This window comes from Bacteroides sp. AN502(2024), from assembly GCF_041227145.1.
Classification (GTDB): Bacteria; Bacteroidota; Bacteroidia; order Bacteroidales; family Bacteroidaceae; genus Bacteroides.
Map to the genome: position 1 here is coordinate 2199318 of NZ_JBGFSP010000003.1, position 25152 is coordinate 2224469.

At 45.0% G+C, this 25152-nt stretch carries 15 protein-coding genes and 1 tRNA gene; 9 read left to right on the top strand and 7 right to left on the bottom strand.

What is annotated here, in order from left to right; all coding sequences use genetic code 11:
* Positions 1-7: 7 nt before the first annotated feature.
* The 7 genes from AB9N12_RS08365 to AB9N12_RS08395 are packed head-to-tail and all read left to right on the top strand — an operon-like array spanning position 8 to position 12625.
* Positions 8-2074: an alpha-galactosidase gene (locus AB9N12_RS08365; RefSeq protein ID WP_369891338.1), complete on the top strand. Its 2067-nt coding sequence runs from the start codon at positions 8-10 to the stop codon at positions 2072-2074.
* Positions 2075-2099: 25 nt separating this feature from the next.
* Positions 2100-3401: an acetylxylan esterase gene (locus AB9N12_RS08370; RefSeq protein ID WP_369891340.1), complete on the top strand. Its 1302-nt coding sequence runs from the start codon at positions 2100-2102 to the stop codon at positions 3399-3401.
* Positions 3402-3429: 28 nt separating this feature from the next.
* Positions 3430-5226: a glycoside hydrolase family 2 protein gene (locus tag AB9N12_RS08375; RefSeq protein ID WP_369891342.1), complete on the top strand. Its 1797-nt coding sequence runs from the start codon at positions 3430-3432 to the stop codon at positions 5224-5226.
* A 2-nt stretch (positions 5227-5228) separates the two neighbouring features.
* Positions 5229-7052, top strand: a complete 1824-nt coding sequence (locus AB9N12_RS08380; protein ID WP_369891344.1) for a DUF4886 domain-containing protein — start codon at positions 5229-5231, stop codon at positions 7050-7052.
* Positions 7053-7079: 27 nt separating this feature from the next.
* Entirely contained in the window at positions 7080-7934 is an 855-nt protein-coding gene (locus AB9N12_RS08385; RefSeq protein ID WP_369891346.1) for a DUF4886 domain-containing protein, read from the top strand.
* A gap of 15 nt (positions 7935-7949) precedes the next feature.
* Positions 7950-10157: a glycoside hydrolase family 3 N-terminal domain-containing protein gene (locus AB9N12_RS08390; RefSeq protein ID WP_369891348.1), complete on the top strand. Its 2208-nt coding sequence runs from the start codon at positions 7950-7952 to the stop codon at positions 10155-10157.
* Between the two features lie 14 nt (positions 10158-10171).
* Positions 10172-12625: a glycoside hydrolase family 3 C-terminal domain-containing protein gene (locus AB9N12_RS08395; protein WP_369891350.1), complete on the top strand. Its 2454-nt coding sequence runs from the start codon at positions 10172-10174 to the stop codon at positions 12623-12625.
* 717 nt (positions 12626-13342) lie between these two features.
* Here AB9N12_RS08395 and AB9N12_RS08400 read toward each other — a convergent pair.
* Entirely contained in the window at positions 13343-14353 is a 1011-nt protein-coding gene (locus AB9N12_RS08400; protein WP_369891352.1) for a 2-oxoacid:ferredoxin oxidoreductase subunit beta, read from the bottom strand.
* Between the two features lie 3 nt (positions 14354-14356).
* Positions 14357-16207 (bottom strand): 2-oxoacid:acceptor oxidoreductase subunit alpha, encoded by a 1851-nt coding sequence (locus tag AB9N12_RS08405; protein WP_369891354.1) that lies wholly within the window; start codon positions 16205-16207, stop codon positions 14357-14359.
* Between the two features lie 203 nt (positions 16208-16410).
* Here AB9N12_RS08405 and AB9N12_RS08410 point away from each other — a divergent pair.
* Positions 16411-16482: transfer RNA gene (locus AB9N12_RS08410), tRNA-Arg, on the top strand.
* Between the two features lie 169 nt (positions 16483-16651).
* Here AB9N12_RS08410 and secDF read toward each other — a convergent pair.
* The 5 genes from secDF to AB9N12_RS08435 all read right to left on the bottom strand — a co-directional run bounded on the left by secDF (position 16652) and on the right by AB9N12_RS08435 (position 24602).
* Positions 16652-19672, bottom strand: coding sequence for a protein translocase subunit SecDF (gene secDF, locus AB9N12_RS08415; RefSeq protein ID WP_369891356.1), 3021 nt, complete (start codon positions 19670-19672; stop codon positions 16652-16654).
* 165 nt (positions 19673-19837) lie between these two features.
* Positions 19838-21919, bottom strand: coding sequence for a M3 family metallopeptidase (locus tag AB9N12_RS08420; RefSeq protein WP_369892844.1), 2082 nt, complete (start codon positions 21917-21919; stop codon positions 19838-19840).
* Between the two features lie 32 nt (positions 21920-21951).
* A complete protein-coding gene (locus AB9N12_RS08425) occupies positions 21952-23037 on the bottom strand; it encodes an endonuclease/exonuclease/phosphatase family protein (RefSeq protein WP_369891358.1) in 1086 nt (361 codons plus the stop codon).
* Positions 23038-23041: 4 nt separating this feature from the next.
* Positions 23042-23947, bottom strand: a complete 906-nt coding sequence (locus tag AB9N12_RS08430; RefSeq protein ID WP_369891360.1) for a rhomboid family intramembrane serine protease — start codon at positions 23945-23947, stop codon at positions 23042-23044.
* A complete protein-coding gene (locus AB9N12_RS08435) occupies positions 23928-24602 on the bottom strand; it encodes a rhomboid family intramembrane serine protease (RefSeq protein ID WP_369892845.1) in 675 nt (224 codons plus the stop codon). Before AB9N12_RS08435 ends, AB9N12_RS08430 begins: the two co-directional genes overlap by 20 nt.
* Before the next feature lie 222 nt (positions 24603-24824).
* Between AB9N12_RS08435 and AB9N12_RS08440 the strand changes: the two genes are divergently transcribed.
* Positions 24825-25097 (top strand): HU family DNA-binding protein, encoded by a 273-nt coding sequence (locus tag AB9N12_RS08440; RefSeq protein WP_369891362.1) that lies wholly within the window; start codon positions 24825-24827, stop codon positions 25095-25097.
* The last annotated feature ends 55 nt before the right edge of the window (positions 25098-25152 follow it).

Below are 25152 nucleotides of genomic sequence, written 5' to 3' on the forward strand. Positions count from 1 at the left end.
ACAAACTATGAGCAAAAAAAATATTATCACGATATTTCTATCGGCAATATGGACCTTGCCGCTTTGGGGAGGACAACAGTATTACGCTTTTCTGAAAGGTGACACACTACGTATGGGCAATAACTATATGGAACGCGCCATGCTGTGGAATAACGGTGCACCTGTTACCATCAGCCTTACTGACAAGCAGCACGGAAAAACCATTCCGGCACAGGGCAAACAACCCGATTTCTCGATTGTGAAAGGTATCCCTACGGATGCTGCGCTCACCGTGAACGAGATACCAACGAATGGCATCCACGCCAGTTATCTGCAGGCTACCGTGGCTTGCACTATCGGTTCGCTGAATATAGAGCGTCGCTATCGCATTTATGCAGACTGTCCCGCCATTGCTTGCGACACCTATCTGAAAGGGCAAGTGGAACTTTATCAGAACAAGGAGAATAACCGCTCTAACGCTGACCGCAAAAATATAGAACACACGGCTGATATGGTTACGGGGGTGAAAACTCCCACGCTCGACAGGTTGCAACTATCCGGCAATCATTGGAGTGCCCGCACAATAGAGTTTTTCGACTACACCGATTGGAACGACAATCTGGTGACCGGGCGTACCTGGCTTCCTTACCGTCGCAATACGTATCGTGGTAATTTGCTTTTTGCTCATGACGTAGTTACACGGCAAGGCTTCTTTTTCTTGAAAGAGGCTCCTAGCAGCAGTACCCAATTACATTATCCGGGTTCTGACTTCGTGGCGGACTTTAGCGATTTTATGGTAGTGGGGCTGGGCATTGCGTCTCATGATGTAAAGCCGGATAGCTGGACTCGCGTTTATGGATGCGTCACCGGCATCTATACCGGCGGCGAACAAGAAGCGCTTACTGCCCTGCGCCTTTATCAGAAACAACTGCGCCACCACACCGCTGCACAGGATGAGATGATTATGCTCAATACCTGGGGCGACCGTAGTCAGGATTCCAAAATAGATGAGGCTTTCTGCCTGACAGAACTAGACCGTGCCGCACGCATGGGCATCACCCTCTTTCAACTGGACGATGGCTGGCAGAGCGGAAAAAGCCCTAACTCGAAAACTACTGGAGGTAGTTTTAAGGATATCTGGAAAAGTGGCGATTACTGGACGCCCAACCCCACAAAGTTCCCTCATGGACTGAAACCTATTGTAGAAAAAGGCAAGAAATTGGGTATTCGCATCGGATTATGGTTCAATCCCAGCACACAGAATGATTTTGCCGATTGGCAAAAAGATGCGCAAGCCATTATCGGACTTTATAAGAAGTACGGCATCTGCTGTTTCAAGATAGACGGTTTGCAGATACCTACCAAGACAGCCGAACAGAACCTGCGCCGACTGTTTGATACCGTGTTGGAACAAACCAACCATGAAGTGATTTTCAACCTTGATGCCACTGCCGGTCGTCGCGGCGGATACCACTATATGAACGAGTACGGCAACATCTTCTTGGAAAACCGCTATACCGATTGGGGTAACTATTACCCTTATCGCACCTTGCGCAACCTCTGGATGTTGTCCCGCTATGTACCGGCGGAGAAGATGCAGATAGAGTTCCTTAATAAATGGCGCAATGCCGACAAGTATGACGCTGCCGACCCTTTTGCCCCCGCCCGTTACAGTTTCGATTACCTCTTTGCCATTACCTTGGCGGCACAGCCGTTGGCTTGGATGGAAGCTTCGAACCTGCCCGAAGAGGCCTATGCTACGGCATCTCTACTCAAGAAATACCAACCTTTGCAACTCCGGTTTCATCAAGGCGTCATACTGCCCGTTGGTGAAGAACCTTCAGGACGCTCGTGGACCGGATTCCAATCGACCGTCTCCAGCACGCAAGGATATCTTGTTGTTTACCGCGAAGATAATGAGCAAACTGAAGGGACTATTGACACCTGGCTTCCCGAGGGTAAGAAAGTTACTTTTACCCCTGTAATGGGAAGTGGTAAGAAGTTTGCCGCTAAAATCGGCGCACAGGGTAAAGTCAGTTTCGAACTGAATGATAAGAACTCTTTCGCGCTTTATCAATATGAAGTGAAACCATGAAAAGACTATTAACAATAACGGAATTATGATAAAAAGTTTGCGTTTTGTTTTTCTTGCTTTGTTTGTTGCCTTGCAATTCGTTGCATACGGGCAACCGGCAGAAAGACTGACTCAAGTGCAGGTCACTCCCGACCACGCCAATTGGCTGTATAAACCGGGAGAAAAAGTGAAATTCAAAGTGGAGGTATTGAAATGTAATATCCCACAAGATAACCTGGAAGTGCGCTATGAGATTTCGGAAGACATGATGAAACCTCATCAGACAGGCAAACAGCCTTTGAAGAACGAAAAGCTTGAGATTAATGCAGGGACGATGAAAAAAGAAGGGTTCCTGCGTTGCCGTGCTTTTGTCACTTGCCAAGGGCGTGAGTATGAAGGTGTGGCTACCGTCGGCTTTTCTCCTGAGAATTTGCAACCGACCACTCCGTTGCCCGCCGACTTTCTGGAGTTTTGGAAAAGCACCAAGGAAGCCGCAGAAAAGTGGACACTGGAACCGATAATGACTTTACTGCCGGAAAGGTGTACGGATAAAGTGAACGTATATCATGTCTCTTTTGCGAACAATGACTATGCATCCCGTATGTACGGCATCCTTTGTATCCCGAAGGCTTCTGGGAAATATCCGGCGATTCTGAAAGTGCCGGGTGCAGGCATCCGTGCCTATAACGGAGAAGCCGAACGTGCCGGAAAGGGTTTCATCATATTGGAAATCGGAATTCACGGCATCCCGGTCAATATAGAGGGGGATGTCTATTATCGCCTTTATAACGGAGCTTTGAAGAATTACCACTCGTTCAATATGGACAATCGGGACAAGTATTATTACAAGCGGGTCTATACCGGCTGTGTGAGAGCCATTGATTTCATTTACACACTTCCCGAGTTCAATGGCAATCTGGCGACCTTTGGAGGAAGCCAGGGCGGTGCGCTTTCTATTGTAATTGCCGGACTGGATGCTCGTGTCAAAGGATTGGTTTCTTTCTATCCAGCCTTGTGTGATATGGCGGGCTATGCCCACGGTCGTGCGGGCGGTTGGCCGCATATGTTGAAGGATGAGAAGAACCGGACACCGGAAAAGATGAAAACTATTCAGTATTTTGATGTAGTCAACTTTGCCCGTCAGGTTAAAGTGCCGGGATTTTATACTTTTGGCTATAATGATATGGTTTGTCCGCCTACCACCACTTATTCCGCTTATAACGTGATTAATGCTCCGAAAGAACTGTTTGTAGCTGAGACGACCGCCCATTATGCCTATGCCGAACAGTGGAGTGCAGCTTGGAACTGGGTAATGAATTTCCTGAAAAATGAGTCGAAAAACGAATAATATACTAATACCATAAACTAATAGATAAATGAAAACAGGTAAGAAATTAAACCTATGTTTATTGTTGCTGATTGCTTTTGCTGGAAGCGTTGTGGCACAAGAGCTGATAACGAATGTGTATGGTCGTGACATCCATTCATTGAATGGTAAATGGAATGCCATCATCGACCTGTACGACCAGGGACAACGAATGAAAATCTATGAGAACCAGCAACCGAAAAGAAATATTGATTTCTACGAATACGCGTTTGAAGGCGGGTTGCGTCTTAACGTTCCGGGAGACTGGAACTCCCAATCGCCCGAACTGAAATATTACGAAGGCACTGTATGGTATGCCCGTCACTTTGATGCTAAACGCCTGGCAGACAAACGCCAGTTCCTTTATTTCGGCGCTGTCAGCTATCGTAGCAAAGTCTACTTGAACGGAAAAGAGATAGCAGAACACGAAGGCGGCTTCACCCCTTTCCAAGTGGAAGTGACAGACCTGTTGAAAGACGGTGACAACTTCCTGGCAGTAGAAGTGAACAACCGCCGTACCAAAGACGCTATTCCCGCTTTGGCATTCGACTGGTGGAACTATGGCGGCATCACAAGAGATGTGCTGCTGGTGAAAACTCCCCGGACATTTATAGAAGATTATTTCGTCCAACTGGATAAAAATGCTCCCGACCGCATCATCGCCCGCGTGCGTCTTTCTGATAAAAAAGCAGGTGAGAAAGTAACAGTTACCATTCCTGAACTCAAAATCAATGTGGAGCTCACTACTGATGCAGAAGGAAAGGCGGAAACCGTATTGAACGCGAAGAAGCTGCAACGCTGGTCGCCGGAAGAACCGAAACTCTATGGTGTGACTGTTTCTTCAAGAATCGACCGCGTGGAAGAGCAAATCGGCTTCCGTAACATCACCGTGAAAGGAACAGATATTTACTTGAACGGGAAACCGACATTTATGTGCTGCATCTCTTTCCATGAAGAAATTCCCCAACGCATGGGACGTGCTTTCTCAGAAGCCGATGCAGCCATGCTGTTGAATGAAGCGAAAGCGCTTGGCGTGAACATGATTCGCCTGGCGCATTATCCACAAAATGAACACACAGTACGCCTGGCGGAAAAGATGGGCTTCCTTCTCTGGCAGGAGATTCCCATTTGGCAGGGTATTGACTTTACAGACAATGACACCCGTCAGAAAGCGCAGAGAATGCTTTCTGAAATGATTAAGCGCGATCAGAACCGCTGTGCGGTAGGTTATTGGGGCGTTGCCAATGAAACACAGCCTTCCAAAGAACGGAACGAATTCCTTACTTCCCTGCTCGAAACGGGAAAGCAACTGGACACTACCCGCCTGTATGTTGCCGCTTTTGACCTCGTACGCTTTAACAGTGAGAAACAACGTTTTGTAATGGAAGACTCTTTTACTTCCCAACTGGACGTTGTAGCTGTCAATAAATATATGGGCTGGTATCATTCGTGGCCTGTAGAGCCGAAAGATGCTATCTGGGAAGTAGTGACGGACAAACCGTTGATTATCTCGGAATTTGGCGGCGAAGCATTGTACGGTCAGTCCGGTGATGAGAACGTGGTCAGCTCCTGGAGTGAAGAATACCAGGCGCGTCTGTATAGAGACAATATCCGTATGTTCGACAATATCCCGAACCTGCGCGGCGTATCTCCGTGGATTCTGTTCGACTTCCGTTCCCCGTTCCGCTTCCACCCCACCAATCAGGATGGCTGGAACCGCAAAGGACTCATATCCGACCAGGGTATGCGTAAGAAATCGTGGTATCTGATGAGAGATTATTACATGAAAAAGAGAAACAATAACTAATAATGAATATGAGAACCATAAAATGGAGAAATAACTTCCTGTTGGCAGGATTATTATTTATAGTGTCACTATTCTCTGTCGGAGGAGTATTGGTATCCTGTTCCGAATCGGAGAAAATAGTGACGCAGATTGAAGAGAAAATCGTTTATGTGAACGGCAAATGGATGGTGGTAGCTTCCAAAGAAGTTACTGTTACCACAGGCGAAACGGTTACATTGAATGTATCGGTAGGCGGTGACGAGAATCTGAAGCCTGAATATACCTGTATTTCCGAAAATCCAAACATAGCTACCGTAGCGGTAGATGCAGACGGTAAGCATGTCACAATCACAGGTGTATCTGCCGGAAACACGTCCATAACTATCGAATGCCCTACGGATACCAAACCGCTTGTTGCTACGATTCCCGTTACGGTGGAGCAAGGGGCAATCCGGATTCTTGCCATCGGCAACAGTTTCTCTCAAGATGCGGTAGAGCAATACCTGTATGAATTGGGTGCAGCCACTGGACATGATTTTATTATTGGCAATATGTATATCGGCGGATGCGATTTGGACAAGCATCTGGCTAATTTACAGTCGGATGCCGAGGCGTATGAATACCGCAAAGTGGTAGATGGCGAGAAAGTGCTGAAAAACAAATATAAGTTGTCTCAGGCATTGGTCGATGAAAGCTGGGATTATATCAGCTTGCAACAGGCGAGCGGAAAATCCGGTAAATATGATACGTACACAGCGCTTGCCGATTTGATTGCCAGTATACAGGCGCGTTGCCCGCAGGCTAAATTGATGTGGCATCAGACTTGGGCATACGCTTCTAGTTCCACTCATGAAAGTTTCCCGGATTATGACAGCAATCAGATGACTATGTACAATGCCATTGTGTCCGCTGCCCGACAGGCGGTGACGAATCATACGGCACTGAACCTGCTGATTCCTTCGGGCACTGCCATCCAGAATGGTCGTACCTCTTTCTTGGGTGACGCGTTCAATCGCGACGGCTATCATTTGGAAGTTACTTATGGGCGTTATACCGCTGCCTGCACCTGGTTTGAGATGATTACAGGACAAAACGTTGTAGGCAACCCGTGTGCTCCCGAAACGATTGACCCGCAGGTAGTGAAGATTGCACAAAATGCTGCCCATTACGCTGTGCAGAAACCCGATGAAGTGACTGATATGGTTAACTTCAAGGAGCCGGAAATAGCTGGCACCGATTTGAAAGCTCCCATCTATATTGATTTCGGTCCGACTGCACTCTCTGCCACTCCGTGGAATAATGTAACCTCGTATCTGGAAAGTTCAACCACCAGTTGGATAAAAGATGCGGAAAACAATTATACGAATATTGGCGTCAGAGTGCTTGGCGGATTTACTGCGAATTATGCCGGAGTCGGTGGCGAACCGGCCAGCCTGGTAACGGTGGATGGCGTGGAATTTCCGCTGACTGCATGGAAAGACGGTTTGTTAGTGGGAGGAGAGAAAAATATGGGTGAAGTAGGCCCGGGAAGAATAGAAATCTCTCAACTGGATGCATCCCGGAAATATAATTTCACTATCTTAGCCATCCGTTTCAATGGAAGCAAAGACGCCCGTATCTCTTCTTATCACTTGGTAGGTAAAACGGAGAGCGAGGTTAAAGAAATGAAAACTGGTATTAAGGATGTTGCTGCATTTAATGCCGCAAACTTCGAGGAGTACATTGCCAAGTTTGAGAGTGTAGAACCGGATTTGGAGGGTAAGGTCATTGTCGAGGTGAAAGGGATTGATACCGGTAGTGCTGCGGAAGGACATATCAATGCACTATGCATTAGTCTGGTGAAATAAAGTCTGGTTTTTATCATATTGATTACAATGAAGCGATATAAAAATGTAGTGATTTGTATGTGTATACTGTTCCTTCTTGCCGGAGGAGCATATGCGCAGCAGAAAATGGTCAGAATACTTGCCATTGGCAACAGCTTTTCCCAAGATGCTGTGGAGCAATATCTGCATGAACTTGCAGAAGCCGAAGGCATTTCAACCATAATCGGCAATATGTATATTGGTGGCTGTTCCCTGGAACGTCATGTGAAAAATGCTCGTGACAATGCTCCTGCCTATGCCTACCGGAAAATCGGTACGGATGGAAAGAAACGGGAAAAGGGCAAGATGTCTTTGGAAGCGGTGTTGGCAGATGAAGACTGGGATTACGTCAGCCTGCAACAGGCAAGTCCTTTTTCGGGAATGTATGAGACGTATGAAGCCTCTCTGCCGGAACTTATAGAATATGTGAAAGTACGCTTACCCAAGAAAACAAAGCTGATGCTGCACCAAACTTGGGCGTATGCGTCTACTTCCAAGCATAGTGGTTTTAAAAACTATAACAGCAATCAACTGACCATGTATCAGGCCATTGCCGATGCTGTGAAGAAAGCTGCTAAGGTGAACAAGATAAAGATTGTTATCCCTTCGGGCACTGCCATCCAGAACGCCCGTACCTCTTTCATCGGCGACCATCTGAACCGGGACGGCTATCATCTGGATGTGAAGGTAGGTCGATATACCGCTGCCTGCACTTGGTTCGAACGCATCTTCAAACATAATGTAGTCGGGAATCCTTATGCTCCGGAAGGGCTGGATGAGGCACGGAAAGCTATTGCTCAGCAAGCTGCCCATGCGGCAGTAAAGCATCCGTATAAGGTAACCGACCTGTCTATTGCTAACTAACCGACGAAAATACGAATGAGAAAAAGAGTATTAGTTTATGTCTTGTGTCTGCTAGGTGCCGTATCTGCCCTTTTAGCAAAAGATAAAAAAGATGTTGCACTATATAAAGATCCGAAGGCTCCAATTGAGAAACGCGTAAATGATCTCCTATCCCGCATGACTTTGGAAGAGAAAGTGATGCAGCTCAATCAATATACCCTGGGACGGAACAATAATGTGAATAATGTAGGCGAAGAGGTAAAGAAAGTGCCGGCGGAAATCGGTTCCCTGATTTATTTCGAGACAAATCCCGAACTGCGCAATAATATGCAGAAGAAAGCAATGGAAGAATCCCGCCTGGGTATTCCTATTATTTTCGGTTATGACGCGATTCATGGATTCCGTACCGTGTATCCTATTTCGTTGGCGCAGGCTTGTTCCTGGAACCCGGATTTGGTGGAGCAGGCGTGTGCCGTATCTGCGCAGGAAGCACGTATGTCGGGAGTGGATTGGACGTTCTCGCCGATGATTGACGTGGCACGTGACCCTCGTTGGGGACGTGTGGCGGAAGGTTATGGTGAAGACCCTTATGCAAACGGAGTGTTCGGAGCGGCTTCTGTCAGAGGGTATCAAGGTGCTAATATGTCGGCAGAAAACCGTGTGGCAGCTTGTCTGAAACATTATGTAGGCTACGGGGCATCCGAAGCCGGACGTGATTATGTATATACTGAAATCTCCGGACAAACTCTTTGGGACACTTATCTGCTCCCTTATGAAATGGGCGTGAAAGCCGGTGCGGCAACTCTGATGAGTTCTTTTAATGATATCAGCGGTGTACCGGGCTCGGCGAACCCTTATACGATGACCGAGATATTAAAGAACCGTTGGCGGCATGACGGTTTTATCGTTTCCGACTGGGGAGCTATCGAACAGCTAAAAAATCAGGGATTGGCAGCGACCAAAAAGGAAGCAGCCCGGCATGCGTTTACCGCCGGTCTTGAAATGGATATGATGTCTCATGCTTATGACCGTCATTTGAAGGAGTTGGTAGAAGAAGGCAAGGTATCAATGGCTCAAGTGGATGAGGCTGTCCGCCGTGTCTTGCTTCTGAAATTCCGTCTCGGTTTGTTCGAACGCCCTTATACTCCGGTTACAACTGAGAAAGAACGTTTCTTACGTCCGCAAAGCATGGATATTGCCGCCCGTCTTGCGGCCGAATCCATGGTATTGCTGAAAAACGAAAACAACGTTTTACCGCTGACAGATAAAAAGAAGATTGCAGTAATAGGCCCTATGGCAAAAAATGGCTGGGACTTGTTAGGCTCCTGGCGTGGTCACGGAAAGGATACCGATGTGGCAATGCTTTATGACGGTCTGGCTGCTGAATTTGCAGGAAAAGCCGAACTGCGTTACGCATTAGGTTGCAATACACAAGGAGATAACCGCGAAGGATTTGCAGAAGCATTGGAAGCTGCACGTTGGTCTGACGTTGTTGTTCTTTGCTTGGGCGAGATGATGACTTGGAGCGGTGAGAATGCTTCCCGTTCTTCCATCGCACTACCGCAGATGCAGGAAGAACTGGCAAAAGAACTGAAGAAAGCCGGCAAGCCTGTCGTACTGGTATTGGTAAACGGTCGTCCGTTGGAATTGAACCGTCTGGAACCGGTTTCTGATGCCATACTGGAAATCTGGCAACCGGGTGTGAATGGTGCGCTGCCGATGGCGGGGATATTGTCAGGACGTATTAATCCTTCCGGTAAACTTGCCATGACTTTCCCTTATTCAACGGGGCAGATTCCTATCTATTACAACCATCGTAAGAGCGGACGCGGGCATCAAGGATTCTATAAGGACATTACAAGTGAACCGTTATATCCTTTCGGTCACGGGCTGAGCTACACTGAATTCAAGTATGGCACTGTTACCCCTTCTGCCACTAAAGTGAAGCGTGGTGAGAAGCTTTCGGCGGAAGTGACTGTCACCAACATCGGTGTCCGTGACGGAGCAGAGACTGTCCATTGGTTTATCTCCGACCCGTATTGCTCAATCACGCGTCCTGTAAAAGAACTGAAACACTTTGAAAAGCAGCTTATCAAAGCTGGAGAAACGAAAACTTTCCGTTTCGACATGGACCTGGAACGTGATTTCGGATTTGTCAATGAGGACGGTAAACGATTCCTCGAAACTGGAGAATACAATATTCACGTACTGGGACAGGCCGTTAAAATAGAATTGATAGATTAAAACACATGACCACCATGAAAAAGAAAACAGGCATTATCGGTCTATGTATGCTCGTATGCAGCATTCTGACTAGTGCACAGACAATTACTTCTCAAGTAGAGCAACGCGCAAAGGAGATTGTATCAAAAATGACTTTGCAAGAGAAAATAGATTATATCTCCGGATATACGAGTTTTTCCTTACGTGCGATTCCCCGTTTGGGAATCCCTGAAATCAAGTTGGCCGACGGGCCGCAGGGAGTCCGCAATCATGCTCCGAAGAGTACCCTTTATCCGTCGGGCATCCTGTCTGCTTCTACCTGGAACCGGGAATTGCTTTATAAGTTAGGTCAAGGCTTGGGACAGGACGCCAAGGCACGGGGAGTTAGTATCCTGTTGGGGCCGGGCGTGAATATCTATCGTGCTCCGTTGTGCGGCCGTAACTTTGAATACTTCGGTGAAGACCCTTACTTGACGGGTGAAACGGCCAAGCAATATATCCTCGGTGTGCAATCGGAAGGAGTCATTGCGACCATCAAGCACTTTGCCGGCAACAACCAGGAATGGAGCCGCCATCATGCGAGTTCGGACATAGACGAGCGTACTTTGCATGAAATTTATTTTCCGGCTTTCCGCAAGGCTGTACAGGAAGCGAACGTGAGTGCTGTGATGAACAGCTACAATCTCTTGAACGGTGTCCATGCGACCGAACACAAATGGCTGAATATTGATGTCTTGCGCAATCTTTGGGGCTTCAAAGGTATTCTGATGTCGGACTGGACTTCGGTATATTCCGCTATCGGAGCAGCTAACGCCGGCCTTGACCTCGAAATGCCCAAAGGGCATTTCATGAATGCCGACAATCTTATCCCCGCCATCAAAACCGGTACAGTGACCGAAGAAACCATCAACTTGAAAGTACAACATATCTTGCAGACATTGATTGCTTATGGGATGTTGGATAAGGAACAGAAGGATGCTGATATTCCATCGGATAATCCCTTCTCTCGCCAGACAGCTTTAGAGCTGGCACGCGAAGGTGTGGTATTGTTGAAGAATGAAGCAAACCTGCTTCCGCTGAAAGGAAAAACAGCCGTTATGGGTCCTAATGCCGATTTGATTCCTACCGGTGGCGGCAGTGGTTTTGTCACTCCTTTTTCTACTGTCTCAGTGGCTCAAGGCTTGAAGGAACTTAAGAAAAAGAATCTGGTATTATTGACGGACGATGTGATTTATGAAGATATTGTTAATGAGTTTTATACTGACGCTAATCGTCAGGTGAAAGGCTTCAAGGCTGAATACTTTAAGAACAAGACGCTTTCGGGACAGCCGGAAGTTGTACGTACGGAATCATCAGTTGATTATGATTGGGGCTATGGCGCACCGTTGGACAGTTTTCCGACAGATGGCTTTTCAGTCCGTTGGACAGCCTGTTATGTACCACAGGCAGATGGTCAGTTGAAACTCCACATAGGTGGTGATGACGGTTACCGTCTGTTTGTGAACGATAAGCATATTACGGGCGACTGGGGTAATCATTCTTATTCCAGCCGTGAGGTTGAACTGCCGGTTAAGGGTGGTAAGGAATACCGTTTCCGGATTGAATTCTTTGATAATATTTCTTCGGCCATCATCCGTTTCAATGCTTATAGCCTTAATGAGACTAAACTTCGTCAAGGACTGGCAAAAGTGGACAATGTGGTGTTCTGCACAGGCTTCAACAGTAACACGGAAGGCGAAGGCTTTGACCGTTCGTTTGCATTACTTCGCTATCAGGAATTGTTTATCAGGAAGATTGCATCCATGCATCCCAATGTCGTGGTTGTGCTGAACGCCGGTGGCGGTGTGGATTTCACCAACTGGTATGATGCCGCAAAAGCCATTCTTATGGCATGGTATCCGGGACAGGAAGGCGGCCGGGCGATAGCTGAAATCCTGACCGGCAAGATTTCCCCAAGCGGAAAGCTGCCGATTTCTATCGAGAAGACATGGGAGGATAATCCAGTGCACGGCAGTTATTATGAGAACTTGAAAGCTGAGATTAAGCGTGTAGATTATTCCGAGGGTGTCTTTGTCGGTTATCGTGGATATGACCGTTCGGGAAAAGAACCTTTCTATCCGTTTGGCTATGGTTTGTCCTATACCACTTTTATTTATAGCAATATGGCTGCGGAGAAAACGGGTGAGCACGAGGCTACCGTTAGCTTTGATATAGAGAATACAGGCAAGATGGACGCTTTGGAAGTGGCACAGGTGTATGTGCATGATGTACAATCCTCCGTCCCCCGTCCCTTAAAAGAACTGAAAGGATATGAAAAGGTCTTCTTGAAGAAAGGGGAGAAGAAGCGGGTTTCTGTAGTGCTGAATGAGGATGCATTCGCTTATTACGATATGAATCTGCACCGCTTTGTAGTGGAAAAAGGGGAGTTTGAGATTCTTGTCGGTCCAGCTTCTAATCGTTTGCCTCTGAAAGTTATGGTCAGATGGTAGTATGCGATTTCTGCATAAATGGCATAATAATGAGTTGTAGATGACTTGACTTAAATGTTAATCCAGCACGCCAAAGGATATTTGGTTTCCTATGGAAGCCCGGCGGTGTGCTGTATTTATTTTTCGTAAATCGTATGGTTTACTCCATAAAGAACTGGTGTATAGGACAATGGCGTATGCTCTCGTAGCTATTTCCACTGAATGTATCCCTAAAATTTCTTCAATAAGTTGGTAAAGAGGAAACTTTTGCCTACACGGCGTTATCCTGTTAACATCTTGGCTACAGATTTTTGCATAAAGGTTTTATCCGGTCAATATAGCCTTTCCTTTTTTTGAGGATTCGAGGAAGGTTCATGAGGCTGAAAGTTTTAATTATACCTTAAGTTTTCGGAGATTTAATGGAATGTTTTAATCATACTTCAAACTTACTTTTACTATTTAGTAGTAGAATTGACCGGGATAAGTATTACACTCAGTGAAATGGTGTAGGAGACTTGAGTAAGTTCAGTATATCGTAATTTGTGGGGTGACGACCAGTATGCTTGGGATGACCGAAGATGACCTTTAAGAGAACTTGAGATGTATTTATAATGAAGAGAGTGTGTTATAATGCCTAAATATAAAGATTTACCCCTGCCACAGATAGCTATAGCAGGGGTAATGTCTTCAAAAAGGGAATTTTGATACACCCTTCTTATGTTATTGGCGAGCAGTGAATTATTTCACTTCCCAAGTCTCATTAGTCATCAACAGCTCCTGGAAATTGTGATATTTCTTCTTGCCTTTGATTTCTTCGATTTGTTCTGCAACTGCATCGTTATACGTCGGAGCATCCACATCACGGATTACACCCAGTGCAATCGGGAAGTCAGGACCTTCCATTAACGCCAGTTTTAGTTGCAGTGTATTGTCCTGGCAGTGTGCATCGTGGATAAGGATATCTTTTTCTGTGATACCATTCTCACCAAGTTTCACTACTTTCAGTCCGAAACCTTCCTGCATCAATCCGAATTCTTTGTTTTCACCGAACAACATCGGTTTACCATGTTCCAGATAGATGGCATTCTTGGCGCGTCCTTCTTTGGTGGCAACGCTGGCGTGAGTTCCGTCGTTGAAGATAACGCAGTTTTGCAGAACTTCTACCACAGAAGCGCCTTTGTGATTAGCTGCAGCTTTTAACACTTCTACAGAAGCAGCACCATCCACAGCAATGCAGCGTGCGAAGAAGCGTCCGCGAGCACCGAATGCCAATTCTGCCGGATGGAATGGGTCTTCTACTGTTCCGTAAGGAGATGATTTGCTGACGAATCCACGTTCTGAAGTCGGTGAATATTGTCCCTTTGTCAAACCATAGATACGGTTGTTCAACAGAATCATGTTCAGGTCAATGTTACGGCGGACGGCGTGGATGAAATGGTTACCGCCAATTGCTAGACCGTCACCGTCACCGGAAATTTGCCAGATCGTCAAATTGGGGTTGACCACTTTTGCACCTGTTGCAATAGCAGCAGCACGTCCGTGAATCGTGTGGAAGCCATATGTATTTACATAGTAGGGCAGGCGGGAAGAACAACCGATACCGGAAATGACGGCAATATTGTGTGGAGCTACTCCCAGTTCAGCCATAGCTTTGTGCAGTGAGTTCAGGAAGGCGTGGTCACCGCATCCCGGACACCAGCGAGGTTGGCCTGATTTATAATCTTGTACGGTATATACTTTATTGCTCATCTTTTATTCCTCCAATAATTTAGTGAATGCATCTATCAATTCTCTCGTAACGAAAGGCTGTCCTTTCACTTGGTTGAACTGGCTGATGTTTAATCCGGGTATCTTAATCCGCAAATAACCTGCGAATTGTCCCAAATTCTGTTCAGCTACTACGATCTTCTTGTATTTACGCAATACATCGGCTGTATTCTTTGGCAGCGGGTTGATATACTGGAAGTGGGCGAAAGCCACTTTCTTTCCATGATCGCGCATAAAGTCCATAGCCAGACGGAGATGACCGTAAGTACCGCCCCAGCCGACAATCAGTAAATCTGCATCTTCATCACCCAGTACCTCGAGTTCGGGGATATAGTCTGCAATCTTATCCACTTTAGCTTGGCGGAGATGAACCATCTTATTGTGGTTTTCAGGTTCGGTAGAGATCGCACCTGTTTCATTGCTCTTTTCAAGACCACCGATGCGGTGCATGAATCCTTCAGTTCCCGGAATCGCCCAATAACGTGCACCGGTTTCTTCATTGCGTTGGTATGGAGTCCAGTTACCAGCCATGTCCGGAGTCACGTATGGAGGATTGATGGCAGGATATTCGTTTAAGTCAGGAAGTTTCCAGGCAGCCGAGCCGTTAGCTACGAAAGCATCAGTCAGCAATATAACCGGGGTCATGTGTTCCAAAGCAATCTTGCATGCCATATATGCAGCATCGAAACAGTTGGTCGGTGAAGTTGCGGCAATCACCGGCATCGGACTTTCACCATTACGTCCGTAAAGAGCCTGTAACAGGTCTGTCTGTTCTGATTTAGTAGGCAAACCTGTTGACGGACCGCCACGTTGCACATCCACAATTACCAATGGAAGCTCACCAATTACAGCAAGGTTCATAGCCTCACTCTTCAAACAAATACCGGGACCGGAAGTGGTTGTAACAGCCAAAGCACCGGCAAAAGCGGCACCAACAGCAGAAGCGCAACCTGCGATTTCATCTTCGCACTGTACGGTTTTTACTCCCAATGATTTATGTTTGGCTAATTCGTGCAGAATATCAGTGGCCGGAGTGATAGGATAAGAACCCAAGTAGAGTTCCAGACCTGCTTTTTCAGCTGCGGCAATCAGTCCGTAAGCGGTTGCTTTATTTCCGTTGATATCTGTATAAAGTCCTTTTGATTTCGGAGCTTTGCTCTCAATCTTATAAGTAGAAGTAGAAGCATGTGTATTGGCGCCATAGTTGAAACCATCGTTCAATACCTTAATATTAGCTTCTGCAATTTCGGGTTTCTTGGCAAATTTCTCACGCAGCATTTTTTCAGCAGCGGCAAGGTTACGGTTGAACAACCAGCAAACCAATCCCAGTGCGAACATGTTTTTGCAACGAAGAATAGATTTGTTATCCAGTCCGGAGTCTTTCAGGCTCTCTTTGCACATAGAAGAGATCGGAACTTCCAGCACTTCCTGTTTTACTCCTAATTCTTCAAAAGGATTGTCCGTTTTAAATTGTGCCTTTTCCAAATCTCTGGCTTCGAACGAGTCGGAGTCGGTAATGATAAGCCCTTGCGGTTTACAGAATTTGATTTGTGTTTTCAAAGCGGAGGGGTTCATAGCCACCAATACGTGGCAACGGTCTCCGGGCGTGTAAACTTGTCCGGCACCGATGTGGACTTGGAAACCGGAAACACCGGTTAGCGAACCTTGCGGGGCACGGATGTCTGCCGGATAGTCAGGGAAGGTGCAGATGTCATTTCCCACCGTAGCCGACATGTTCGAGAAGATGTTACCGGCCAGCTGCATACCATCACCGGAGTCGCCGGAGAAACGTACTACTACTTCCTCCAATTCTTTAACCATCATTTCGTCTGCCATAATTTTAATTACTATATTTAATTTAAAAACTAGTTTTACTTTCAATTTGTGAGCGTAAAGGTCGTGAAGTTAATCGAATTATGAAAATAAATCGTACTTTATTGTCCTATTGACGCTAATTATTTGAAATATCTGAAAGGAACCTGTATTTTTATTCTTGTTAAATCGACAGAAACCGTTATCTTTGCAAACAAATTTGAAGCGGCCTTGTAGTTCAACGGATAGAATAGAAGTTTCCTAAACTTTAGATAGGGGTTCGATTCCCCTCGGGGCTACTACGAAGAATCTATGGGAAGTTGTTTTGTTTTCATATTGTATCTGGTTTTAAGTTTAACAACAGCTTCTTTTAAGATGAACGTCTTATAGCTTCTATTTGTTTTAATAATCAATAGAAAAAGCCTCTACCGAATGTTCAGAAGAGGCTTTTTCTATTTCTGGAACTTATTATTCTTCTGTCGTTGCTGCTACGGCTTTTTTGTTCTTCAGCATGTTGTGTGCAATCGGAGATGCAATAAACAGTGATGACAATGTACCGATGACAACACCCAGGATCATTGCGAATGCAAAGCTGCGGATGGAATCACCACCAAGGATGAAGATACAAAGCAATACAATTAATGTACTCAATGATGTATTGATCGTACGCGCAAGTGTAGTATTCAATGAATCGTTGAACAACTGACGTTTGTCACGTTTCGGATACAGGCCGAAGAACTCACGCACACGGTCGAAGATTACCACCTTATCATTGATAGAGTAACCGATAGCTGTCAGGATAGCACCGATGAATGTCTGGTCGATTTCCAGAGAGAACGGCAGGATACCCCAGAACAGTGAGTAGGCACCGATAATCATAATAGTGTCACTTGTCAAAGCTACGATAGAACCTACACTGTAGGCTATGTTGCGGAAACGGATTAAGATGTATAAGCCGATTGCAATCAATGCCAATACTACAGAGTAGATAGCGCCTGTCTTTATATCGTCTGCGATGCTCGGACCTACTTTCTGCGAACTTACGATACTACCACCTGTGTGATTGTCGCGGTCAATGAAAGTCTCCAATGTAATGTTCTGAGTCAGTACCGGTTTCAATGTCTCGTACAGATATGCTTCGATTTCCGAGTCCACATTGTTACCTGCATCTTCGATGCGGTAGTTCGTGCTGATACGTACTGTCTTCTTGTCTGTACCGATAGCGATTACACTGACGTTGGCATCGCCGAACTTGCTGGAGATCAGTTCGCGCACCTGTTCCGGTTCAACCGGGTTTTCGAACTGTACCTTGAAATTACGTCCACCGGTGAAGTCGATACTTTGGCTCAAACCGCGGATAGCAAACGAACCGATGCAAATAATGATAACTGCACTGACGATAATCATGGACTTCTTGTTGGTTCCCATGAAGTCGAAATGCGTATTGGTCATCAGGTTCTTTGAAATCTTGGTTGTAAATGTCTGGTTTAACCACTTGTCTTTGTTCATGAAGTGTTCGTAAACCAGACGAGTGATGAATACGGCAGTAAAGAAGGATACGAGGATACCGATAATCAATGTCGTAGCAAAACCACGGATCGGACCTGTACCGAAGTTGAACAGGATAATACCTGTGATGATAGATGTCAAGTTAGAGTCGAAAATAGCGGAGAATGCATTGGAATAACCGTCAGCAAGTGCTTTCTTCACTCCCTTGCCTGCACGAAGCTCTTCTTTGGTACGTTCATAGATAAGTACGTTCGCATCCACTGCCATACCCAGTGACAATACCATACCGGCAATACCTGACATTGTCAATGCAGCCTGAAAGGATGAAAGGATACCCAGCGTGAAGAAGAAGTTGAGAATCAATGCGCAGTTGGCAACCATACCCGGGATGAAACCGTACATGGAGCACATATAAATCATCAACAGTATCAGAGCTACAATGAATGAGAAAATACCTGCGTTGATTGATTCCTGACCCAGTGACGGACCAACGATATCTTCTTGTACGATATGAGCCGGAGCCGGCATCTTACCTGATTTCAATACGTTTGCCAAGTCTTTTGCCTGTTCAGGAGTGAAATGACCTGTAATCTGTGAACGTCCACCTGTAATTTCAGAGTTTACGTTTGGTGCTGAATATACATAATTATCAAGAACGATAGCGATAGAACGGCCGATGTTCTGCTTGGTCAACTGAGCCCAGCGACGTGCACCGTCAGAGTTCATAGTCATGCTTACAGCCGGTTTGCTGTATTGGTCGAACTCATCTTTCGCATCTGTTACTACGTCACCTTCCAACGGAGCTTTACCGTTACGTTCGGTAGACTTGATGGCATACAATTCGAAAGTCTGTCCTTTCTTGTCAAATTCAGCAGGAGAAACACCCCACTTCAAGCGAAGGTCTTTCGGGAGTTCAGCTTTGACTTCCGGCATAGTTAGGTACTTGTTGATATCGGCAGTGTCTTTGTAGTTGGCATAACCAATAACAGGACCCTGTCCGCTAGAATTCAACTGAAGCATAGACAACAGAGGATATTGCTTTTTGATTTCTTCCATGTTGGCAGCTGCTTTGTTCTCAGCGGCTGCATCACCTTTCAGGGCGGCTGCAAGGCTGTCGGCAGCGCTTACGGCTTTTTTCTCGACCGGAGTGGCTTCGGCTTCGGTGAGGAGTGCTGCCTCGATTGTATCTCCGTCAGCAGTTGTCTCTTCAGCCAATATCGTACGCAATTTTGCGTCTGCAGATTGCATGGCAGGAAGGACTTCTCTGGCTGCATAAGTTTCCCAGAATTCCAGATTGGCAGAACCTTGGAGAAGTTTTCTCACACGTTCCGGTTCTTTGATACCCGGCAGTTCCACCATGATACGTCCCATTTTGTCTTCCAAGCTCTGGATGTTCGGCTGAACAACACCGAAACGGTCGATACGGGTACGGAGTACGTTGTATGAGTTTTCAACTGCAGCTTTTACTTCTGCTCTCAGCACTTTTTCAACCTCGGCATCTGTTGATTTCTGGTTTACTTTGTCTTTCAACTGTTGTGTTGCGAAGAGTTCGGAAAGTTTTGCATCCGGAGCAATTTTGTGGTATTCTCTGACAAACAGGGTGATGATGTCATCCTGGCTGTTGACAGCTTGCTTTGCAGCTTCCGCCAGTGCCTTGTTGAAAGCTTCATCCGGCTTGTTGTCTGCCAATGCTTTGATAACATCAGGTACGGAAACTTCAAGGATAACGTTCATACCACCTTTCAGGTCCAAACCTAAACTAATCTCCATTTCACGACAATCTTTCAGCGTCCAGTTACCCAACCACACTTTCTCATTGGCGAGAGAGTCGAGGTAGTCTTGTTCCACTTTCGGGTCACCGTTCGCAATTTCTTTCGCCTTGTTGGTATAATGGCGTGTTACGAAGGAGAAGGAGAGATAGAACACACATACCAGTGTGAGTAATACCGCAAAAACCTTTACAAATCCTTTGTTTTGCATTTTACTTTTAATTTATGATGATTACTTTTTTAATTTAATTTTCAGTTAAATTCTGTCGTACACAAGTTCTTTTTGCCGTATACAAGGCTGCAAATATAGTTTTTTTTTCACATTCATGTGTAATAAGCCTTCAAATATTTGATGTTTAAGGGCTTTTTTGCTGAATTATTTCATTCCTCTGTTTTTCAGTAGCGGTTCCAGGCTTGGTTCCGCTCCACGGAAATTCTTATAAAGCACCATCGGGTCTTCGCTGTCTCCCTTCTCCAATACATTGTAGCGGAACAGGTCGGCAGTATTCTTATCAAAGATTCCATGTTCTTTGAAGGCTTCGAAAGCATCATTGTCCAATACGTTGGCCCATAGGTAACTATAGTATCCGGCTGCATATCCGCCGATGATATGGTTGAAGTAAGTCACGCGATAACGCGGTGCTATTTCGGGAATCAGATTCAGCTTGTCCATCGCTTCTTTTTCGAAGGCAAGCATATCCAGATTTTTTATATCTGTTATTGTGTGCAAGTTCATGTCGAGGATGGCGGCAGCCAGTAATTCGGTGGTCATAAAGCCCTGATTAAAAGTTTTCTGTTGCTGTATCTTCTCGATGATTTCATCGGGTATCACTTCTCCAGTCTGATAATGTTTGGCATACATTTTCAATACTTCAGGTTCAGTTGCCCAGTGTTCGTTGATTTGAGAAGGAAGTTCAACAAAGTCGCGTACTACATTGGTGCCTGATGTTCCTTTATACTCACATTTTGTCAGTAGTCCGTGCAGAGCATGACCAAATTCGTGGAATAAAGTTTCTACTTCGTCCATTGTTAGCAGGGAAGGAGTATCGCCTACCGGCTTGGTAAAGCTGCAGACATTGCATACCAGCGGGCGGGTTGTTCCGTGTTGTTCACGATAGTTACTCATCCATGCCCCACCGCTTTTTCCGGAACGTGGGAAATAGTCTACATAGAAGATACCGAGTTGGGAACCGTCTGTGTCTTTCACTTCAAAGACTTCTACATCTGGGTGATAAGTCGGTATGCCTTCCAGTTTGCGCAGAGTGATGCCATATAATTGGTTGGCTACGGCGAAAGCACCATTGCGTACGTTTTCCAGTTTGAAGTAAGGTTTTGTGTCTTCTTCAGACAGATTGTATTTTTGTTTCCTTAGTTTTTCGGTGTAATACCACCAATCCCATGCTTCCAGTTTTTCTCCTTTTCCTTCCTTGTCCATTAACTTTTGGAGTTCGCCAGCTTCTGCTTTCGCTTTGGGCAGTGCATAACTCCAAAGGTTATTCAGAAGGTTCATTACGTTGTTGGCATTTTTTGCCATCGTTTCGTCCAGAACGAAGTTTGCATAGCAGTCGAAACCTAATAATGCAGCTTTTTCCAAACGGAGAAGAACGATCTTGCGGATGTTTTCCTTGTTATCATTTCCGTCGTTGTTGTTGCCGCGGTTGATGTAAGCTTTGTATATTTGTTCCCGGAGCGGGCGATTTTCTGAATATTGCAGGAAAGGCAGACGACTGGCGTTGTGCAGGGTGAACAGCCATTTCCCGGGTTGTCCGGCTGCTTTTGCTTCTTCGGCGGCACTTTGGCGGAACCATTCGGGCAATCCTGCCAAATCTTCTTTATCAACGAAAAGTTTGAAAGCATTATTCTCATTCAATACATTGTTACTGAAAGTGATGCTGAGTGTAGAAAGCTCTTTGTTGATTACGCGGAGGAGGGCTTGGTCTTGGGATTTAAGGTTTGCTCCGGAACGGATAAATCTTTTATAAGTCTTGTCCAGCAGGCGTTTTTGTTCCGATGTCAGGTTTAATGAATCTTTCTTTTGGTAGACGGTGTTTACACGCTTAAATAGTTTCTTATTCAGGGAGATATTGTCATCATGTTCCGAAAGAACCGGTGCCAGTTTGATGGAAAGCGCAGTCAGTGAATCAGTCGTTTCCGCATCTGTCATATTGAAGAAAATGGCGCTTACCCGGTCTAAGATAGGTGCACTGTTATCCAAAGCCACAATCGTATTCTCGAATGTCGGAATTTCCGGACATTCGATGATCGCTTCGATATTTTGATTCTGCTCTTCCATACCTTTCAGGAAGGCAGGTTCATAGTGTTCTAATTTAATCTTGTCGAAAGGAGGAACACCATACTGGGTTTGAAATTCTGTAAAGAAAGGATTGCTTTCTGTTTTCGTAGCACAGGAGTACATCATACAACTTACTGCTAAAATGGTTAGTGTTTTTTTAATCATCATAAGTGTTTTTTTATTAGAATTTTCAGATCTCATCGTTTACTGATATAGCACCAGATCGGGTAGTGGTCTGATGCTTTGATAGACTGGTCTACAGTGCAATTGTAGGCCTTCAGGTTGGGGCTGATCAAGATATTGTCTATGCGGAAGTAGAACTTATTTTGATTGTAGGAGATTCCCAACCCTTTACCGGACTGTGTGAATGCATCATTAAGCTTTTGGGTCAGGATACGGTGTGTATACGAAATGGAGCCGTCGTTGAAATCACCGCATACAATGGTGGTCGGATATTTACTTTCAGCAATGGCTTTAGCCACCGAATCTGCTTGTGAAGCTCGGATGGCTGATGCTTCCGTCAGTTTTCTTATCAATTGCCTAAGTCCGGTTTTTACTTTTTGGGCATTCGGGTCTTTAATCATATCCTCATACATACCTCTGTCTTCTTTGGTAAGTTTGTTAGATTCCAAGTGATTGTTGATTAATGTAAGAGTGTCGTTGTTTACATTCAGTACATATTTTATGGAACCGTTATAATCACTTTTATATTTGATGGGATGTATCGAAAGTATGGGGAATTTGGAGAAACAGGCAAGTTGCGCATTTCCTTTCCTTTGTTGGTGGATGGATTGGTAAGGATATGCTTTCAATGCTTTTTTTATGTCTTGTTCCGTCAGGTATTTCTTGTTGGTAGCAGTGCTATATTCTTGCAGACAGATGATATCGGCATTGCTATTTGCAAGATAAGACAATACCGGATTTTTCCCATCTTCCTTCTTCAGATTGCTAAAACTCATCACGTTATAGGATAGGATTTTGATGCTTCCTTCCGGAATTGTTTTAGTGGTGGAGTTAAAAGGAATATAAGTCCGTATCTGTGGAATACAAATCAGAAAACCGAGTGCAGGCAAGAGCGTATATCGGTAATTGACGAATGCCCAGAAGCCGATAAAAATCAGATTAATAGTCAGGAATATCGGAAATGCAAGTCCCAAACTGGAAGCAAGCGGATTTATTTTCGGGTTAAGATAAGGACTATAAGCGCTTAAGATCAATGTTCCCACGAAGAGAGCGTTGACAGCGAGTATCAGATATGCGACAAATTTGCCAATATGTTCCATTGTATTATCTTTTGCTTGCGTCGAACAAGCTTTTCTTTTCTTCTGTTGTCAGGCTGTCGTAGCCGGATTTTTTCAGCTTTTCCAGAATCCGGTCCACTTCTTCAGACTGTGCTTTTTTACGGGCATTGTAATCATAATCTTTCTCACGACCGGTAGCACTGTTGCCATAGTGTACTTTCATTTTCGGTTTCCGTTTCCATGTTTTCTTCTGAAACAGAGAGAGGAAGCCATCCAGCATCCGGTTGATCCAGGACGTTAAATCAGTTCCTTTGCCTAGGCTGACAGCAAACCAAAGTCCTGCAAGGGCACCGCCTAAGTGGGCGATATGTCCTCCGGCATTGCTTGAAGTAATGGACAATACATCAATTCCGATAACGATCAGTGCCAGGTATTTGAGGGGGATGGCACCGACAAGAAAAAGTTGTACCCTGTAGTTAGGTTCACGATAGGCCGTGGCAGTTACAATGGCTAACACGGAGGCTGATGCTCCTATTAATGTTACCCCCATTACTTGCGAACTGAATAAAGGAAATACATTGTAGGCGGCCATATATAGCAAACCTCCACAAATTCCTCCCAGTACATATAAACCTCTTAAATGCTTTGCCGAGAAAAAGTAGAGAAACAAGCTTCCGAACCAATAGAGCCAAAGCATATTGAATAGAATATGCAGGATGCCGGCATGCATAAACATATAAGTAAATAACGACCAGGGCTGATGAATAAATCCGTTCAAGGATGCCGGTAAGGCAAATATACCGAATATATCGGGGGTACTTACTTCAAACAGTCGCAAGAAAATATGGATCAACGTGCCGATCACAAAGATGCCTGCGTTGACATAAATCAGTTGGATAAAAATAGTTCCTCTTCTGAATGTCTCCTTTAAATCAGCTATAATATGTCCCATTGTTATTGCTTTTTTTTCTCCAGTATAAAATCAGGATCAGTCCGAACAGCATTCCTCCCAAATGAGCAAAGTGAGCGACATTGTCTCCAACGCTATTGGCAAGTCCTGACCATAATTCAATGACAGCATATCCTATAACGAAGAATTTCGCTTTGATAGGAAAAGGTAGTGGGAAGACAAACAGCTGGTTATTGGGAAATAACATACCGAATGCCAGCAATATGGCGTAAACGGCTCCCGAAGCACCTACGGTGGTCATCATGTTCAGATACTCTTCCATGGGGATAATACCTGTACCTATATTCACTTGCGCGTAGTGGCTAAGTTCTGTTACATACTGAATATACTGTACCCCCTCCTGAATTAGTCCCGCACCGATACCGCAGAGAATATAGTAGAGGAGGAAGCGTTTGGGACCCCAGGTTTGTTCGAGAATCGATCCGAACATAAAAACGGCAAACATATTGAAGAAAATGTGGCTGAATCCGCCATGCATGAACATATAAGTGATTAGCTGCGCCGGATTGAAGTCATTTGCAAGGAAAAAATGCAATCCCAGATAATTCGTTAAATCCAGGCCGTAACGTTGGGCTACAAACGTTCCAAAAAATACCAGTACATTGATAATTATCAGGTTCTTAGTTACAGTTGGCATCATTTTATTTTCTGAATATTTTAGATAATAGACGCAAAAGTACGAATAAATTCTGTTTTAAAGCATGAAAAGTGCTTCCTATTAGCTCTTTTTCAATAATTTGCTGCGTTTTTTTTATGTTTTTATTTGATATGTTGTTTTGTTCGGCTATATTTGTGGAATCAATCCATTGTGGGATAATCTTTTGTGTAACATATATATTAATTAATCATTTTACGTATTATGAATAAGTCTGATCTTATTAGCGCAATGGCTGCAGAAGCTCAAATGAGCAAAGCCGATGCCAAAAAAGCACTTAATGCTTTCATCACTTCAGTTACTAATGCTATGAAAGCTGGCGAAAAAGTATCCCTCGTTGGTTTTGGTACTTTCTCTGTAGGCGAAAGAGCTGAAAGAACTGGTATTAACCCTTCTACAAAGGCAGCTATTACTATTCCTGCAAAGAAAGTAGCTAAGTTTAAAGCCGGTGCTGAATTGTCTGCAGCTGTTGAATAAGATAGATAGTTGAAAGAATTTAGAAAGAGGAGGCGTGACACGTCTCCTTTTTTTG

Coding starts and splice junctions, on each gene's coding strand:
- AB9N12_RS08365 (WP_369891338.1), top strand. CDS start 8: ATGAGCAAAAAAAATATTATCACGATATTTCTATCGGCAATATGGACC.
- AB9N12_RS08370 (WP_369891340.1), top strand. CDS start 2,100: ATGATAAAAAGTTTGCGTTTTGTTTTTCTTGCTTTGTTTGTTGCCTTG.
- AB9N12_RS08375 (WP_369891342.1), top strand. CDS start 3,430: ATGAAAACAGGTAAGAAATTAAACCTATGTTTATTGTTGCTGATTGCT.
- AB9N12_RS08380 (WP_369891344.1), top strand. CDS start 5,229: ATGAATATGAGAACCATAAAATGGAGAAATAACTTCCTGTTGGCAGGA.
- AB9N12_RS08385 (WP_369891346.1), top strand. CDS start 7,080: ATGAAGCGATATAAAAATGTAGTGATTTGTATGTGTATACTGTTCCTT.
- AB9N12_RS08390 (WP_369891348.1), top strand. CDS start 7,950: ATGAGAAAAAGAGTATTAGTTTATGTCTTGTGTCTGCTAGGTGCCGTA.
- AB9N12_RS08395 (WP_369891350.1), top strand. CDS start 10,172: ATGAAAAAGAAAACAGGCATTATCGGTCTATGTATGCTCGTATGCAGC.
- AB9N12_RS08400 (WP_369891352.1), bottom strand. CDS start 14,353: ATGAGCAATAAAGTATATACCGTACAAGATTATAAATCAGGCCAACCT.
- AB9N12_RS08405 (WP_369891354.1), bottom strand. CDS start 16,207: ATGGCAGACGAAATGATGGTTAAAGAATTGGAGGAAGTAGTAGTACGT.
- secDF (WP_369891356.1), bottom strand. CDS start 19,672: ATGCAAAACAAAGGATTTGTAAAGGTTTTTGCGGTATTACTCACACTG.
- AB9N12_RS08420 (WP_369892844.1), bottom strand. CDS start 21,919: ATGATTAAAAAAACACTAACCATTTTAGCAGTAAGTTGTATGATGTAC.
- AB9N12_RS08425 (WP_369891358.1), bottom strand. CDS start 23,037: ATGGAACATATTGGCAAATTTGTCGCATATCTGATACTCGCTGTCAAC.
- AB9N12_RS08430 (WP_369891360.1), bottom strand. CDS start 23,947: ATGGGACATATTATAGCTGATTTAAAGGAGACATTCAGAAGAGGAACT.
- AB9N12_RS08435 (WP_369892845.1), bottom strand. CDS start 24,602: ATGCCAACTGTAACTAAGAACCTGATAATTATCAATGTACTGGTATTT.
- AB9N12_RS08440 (WP_369891362.1), top strand. CDS start 24,825: ATGAATAAGTCTGATCTTATTAGCGCAATGGCTGCAGAAGCTCAAATG.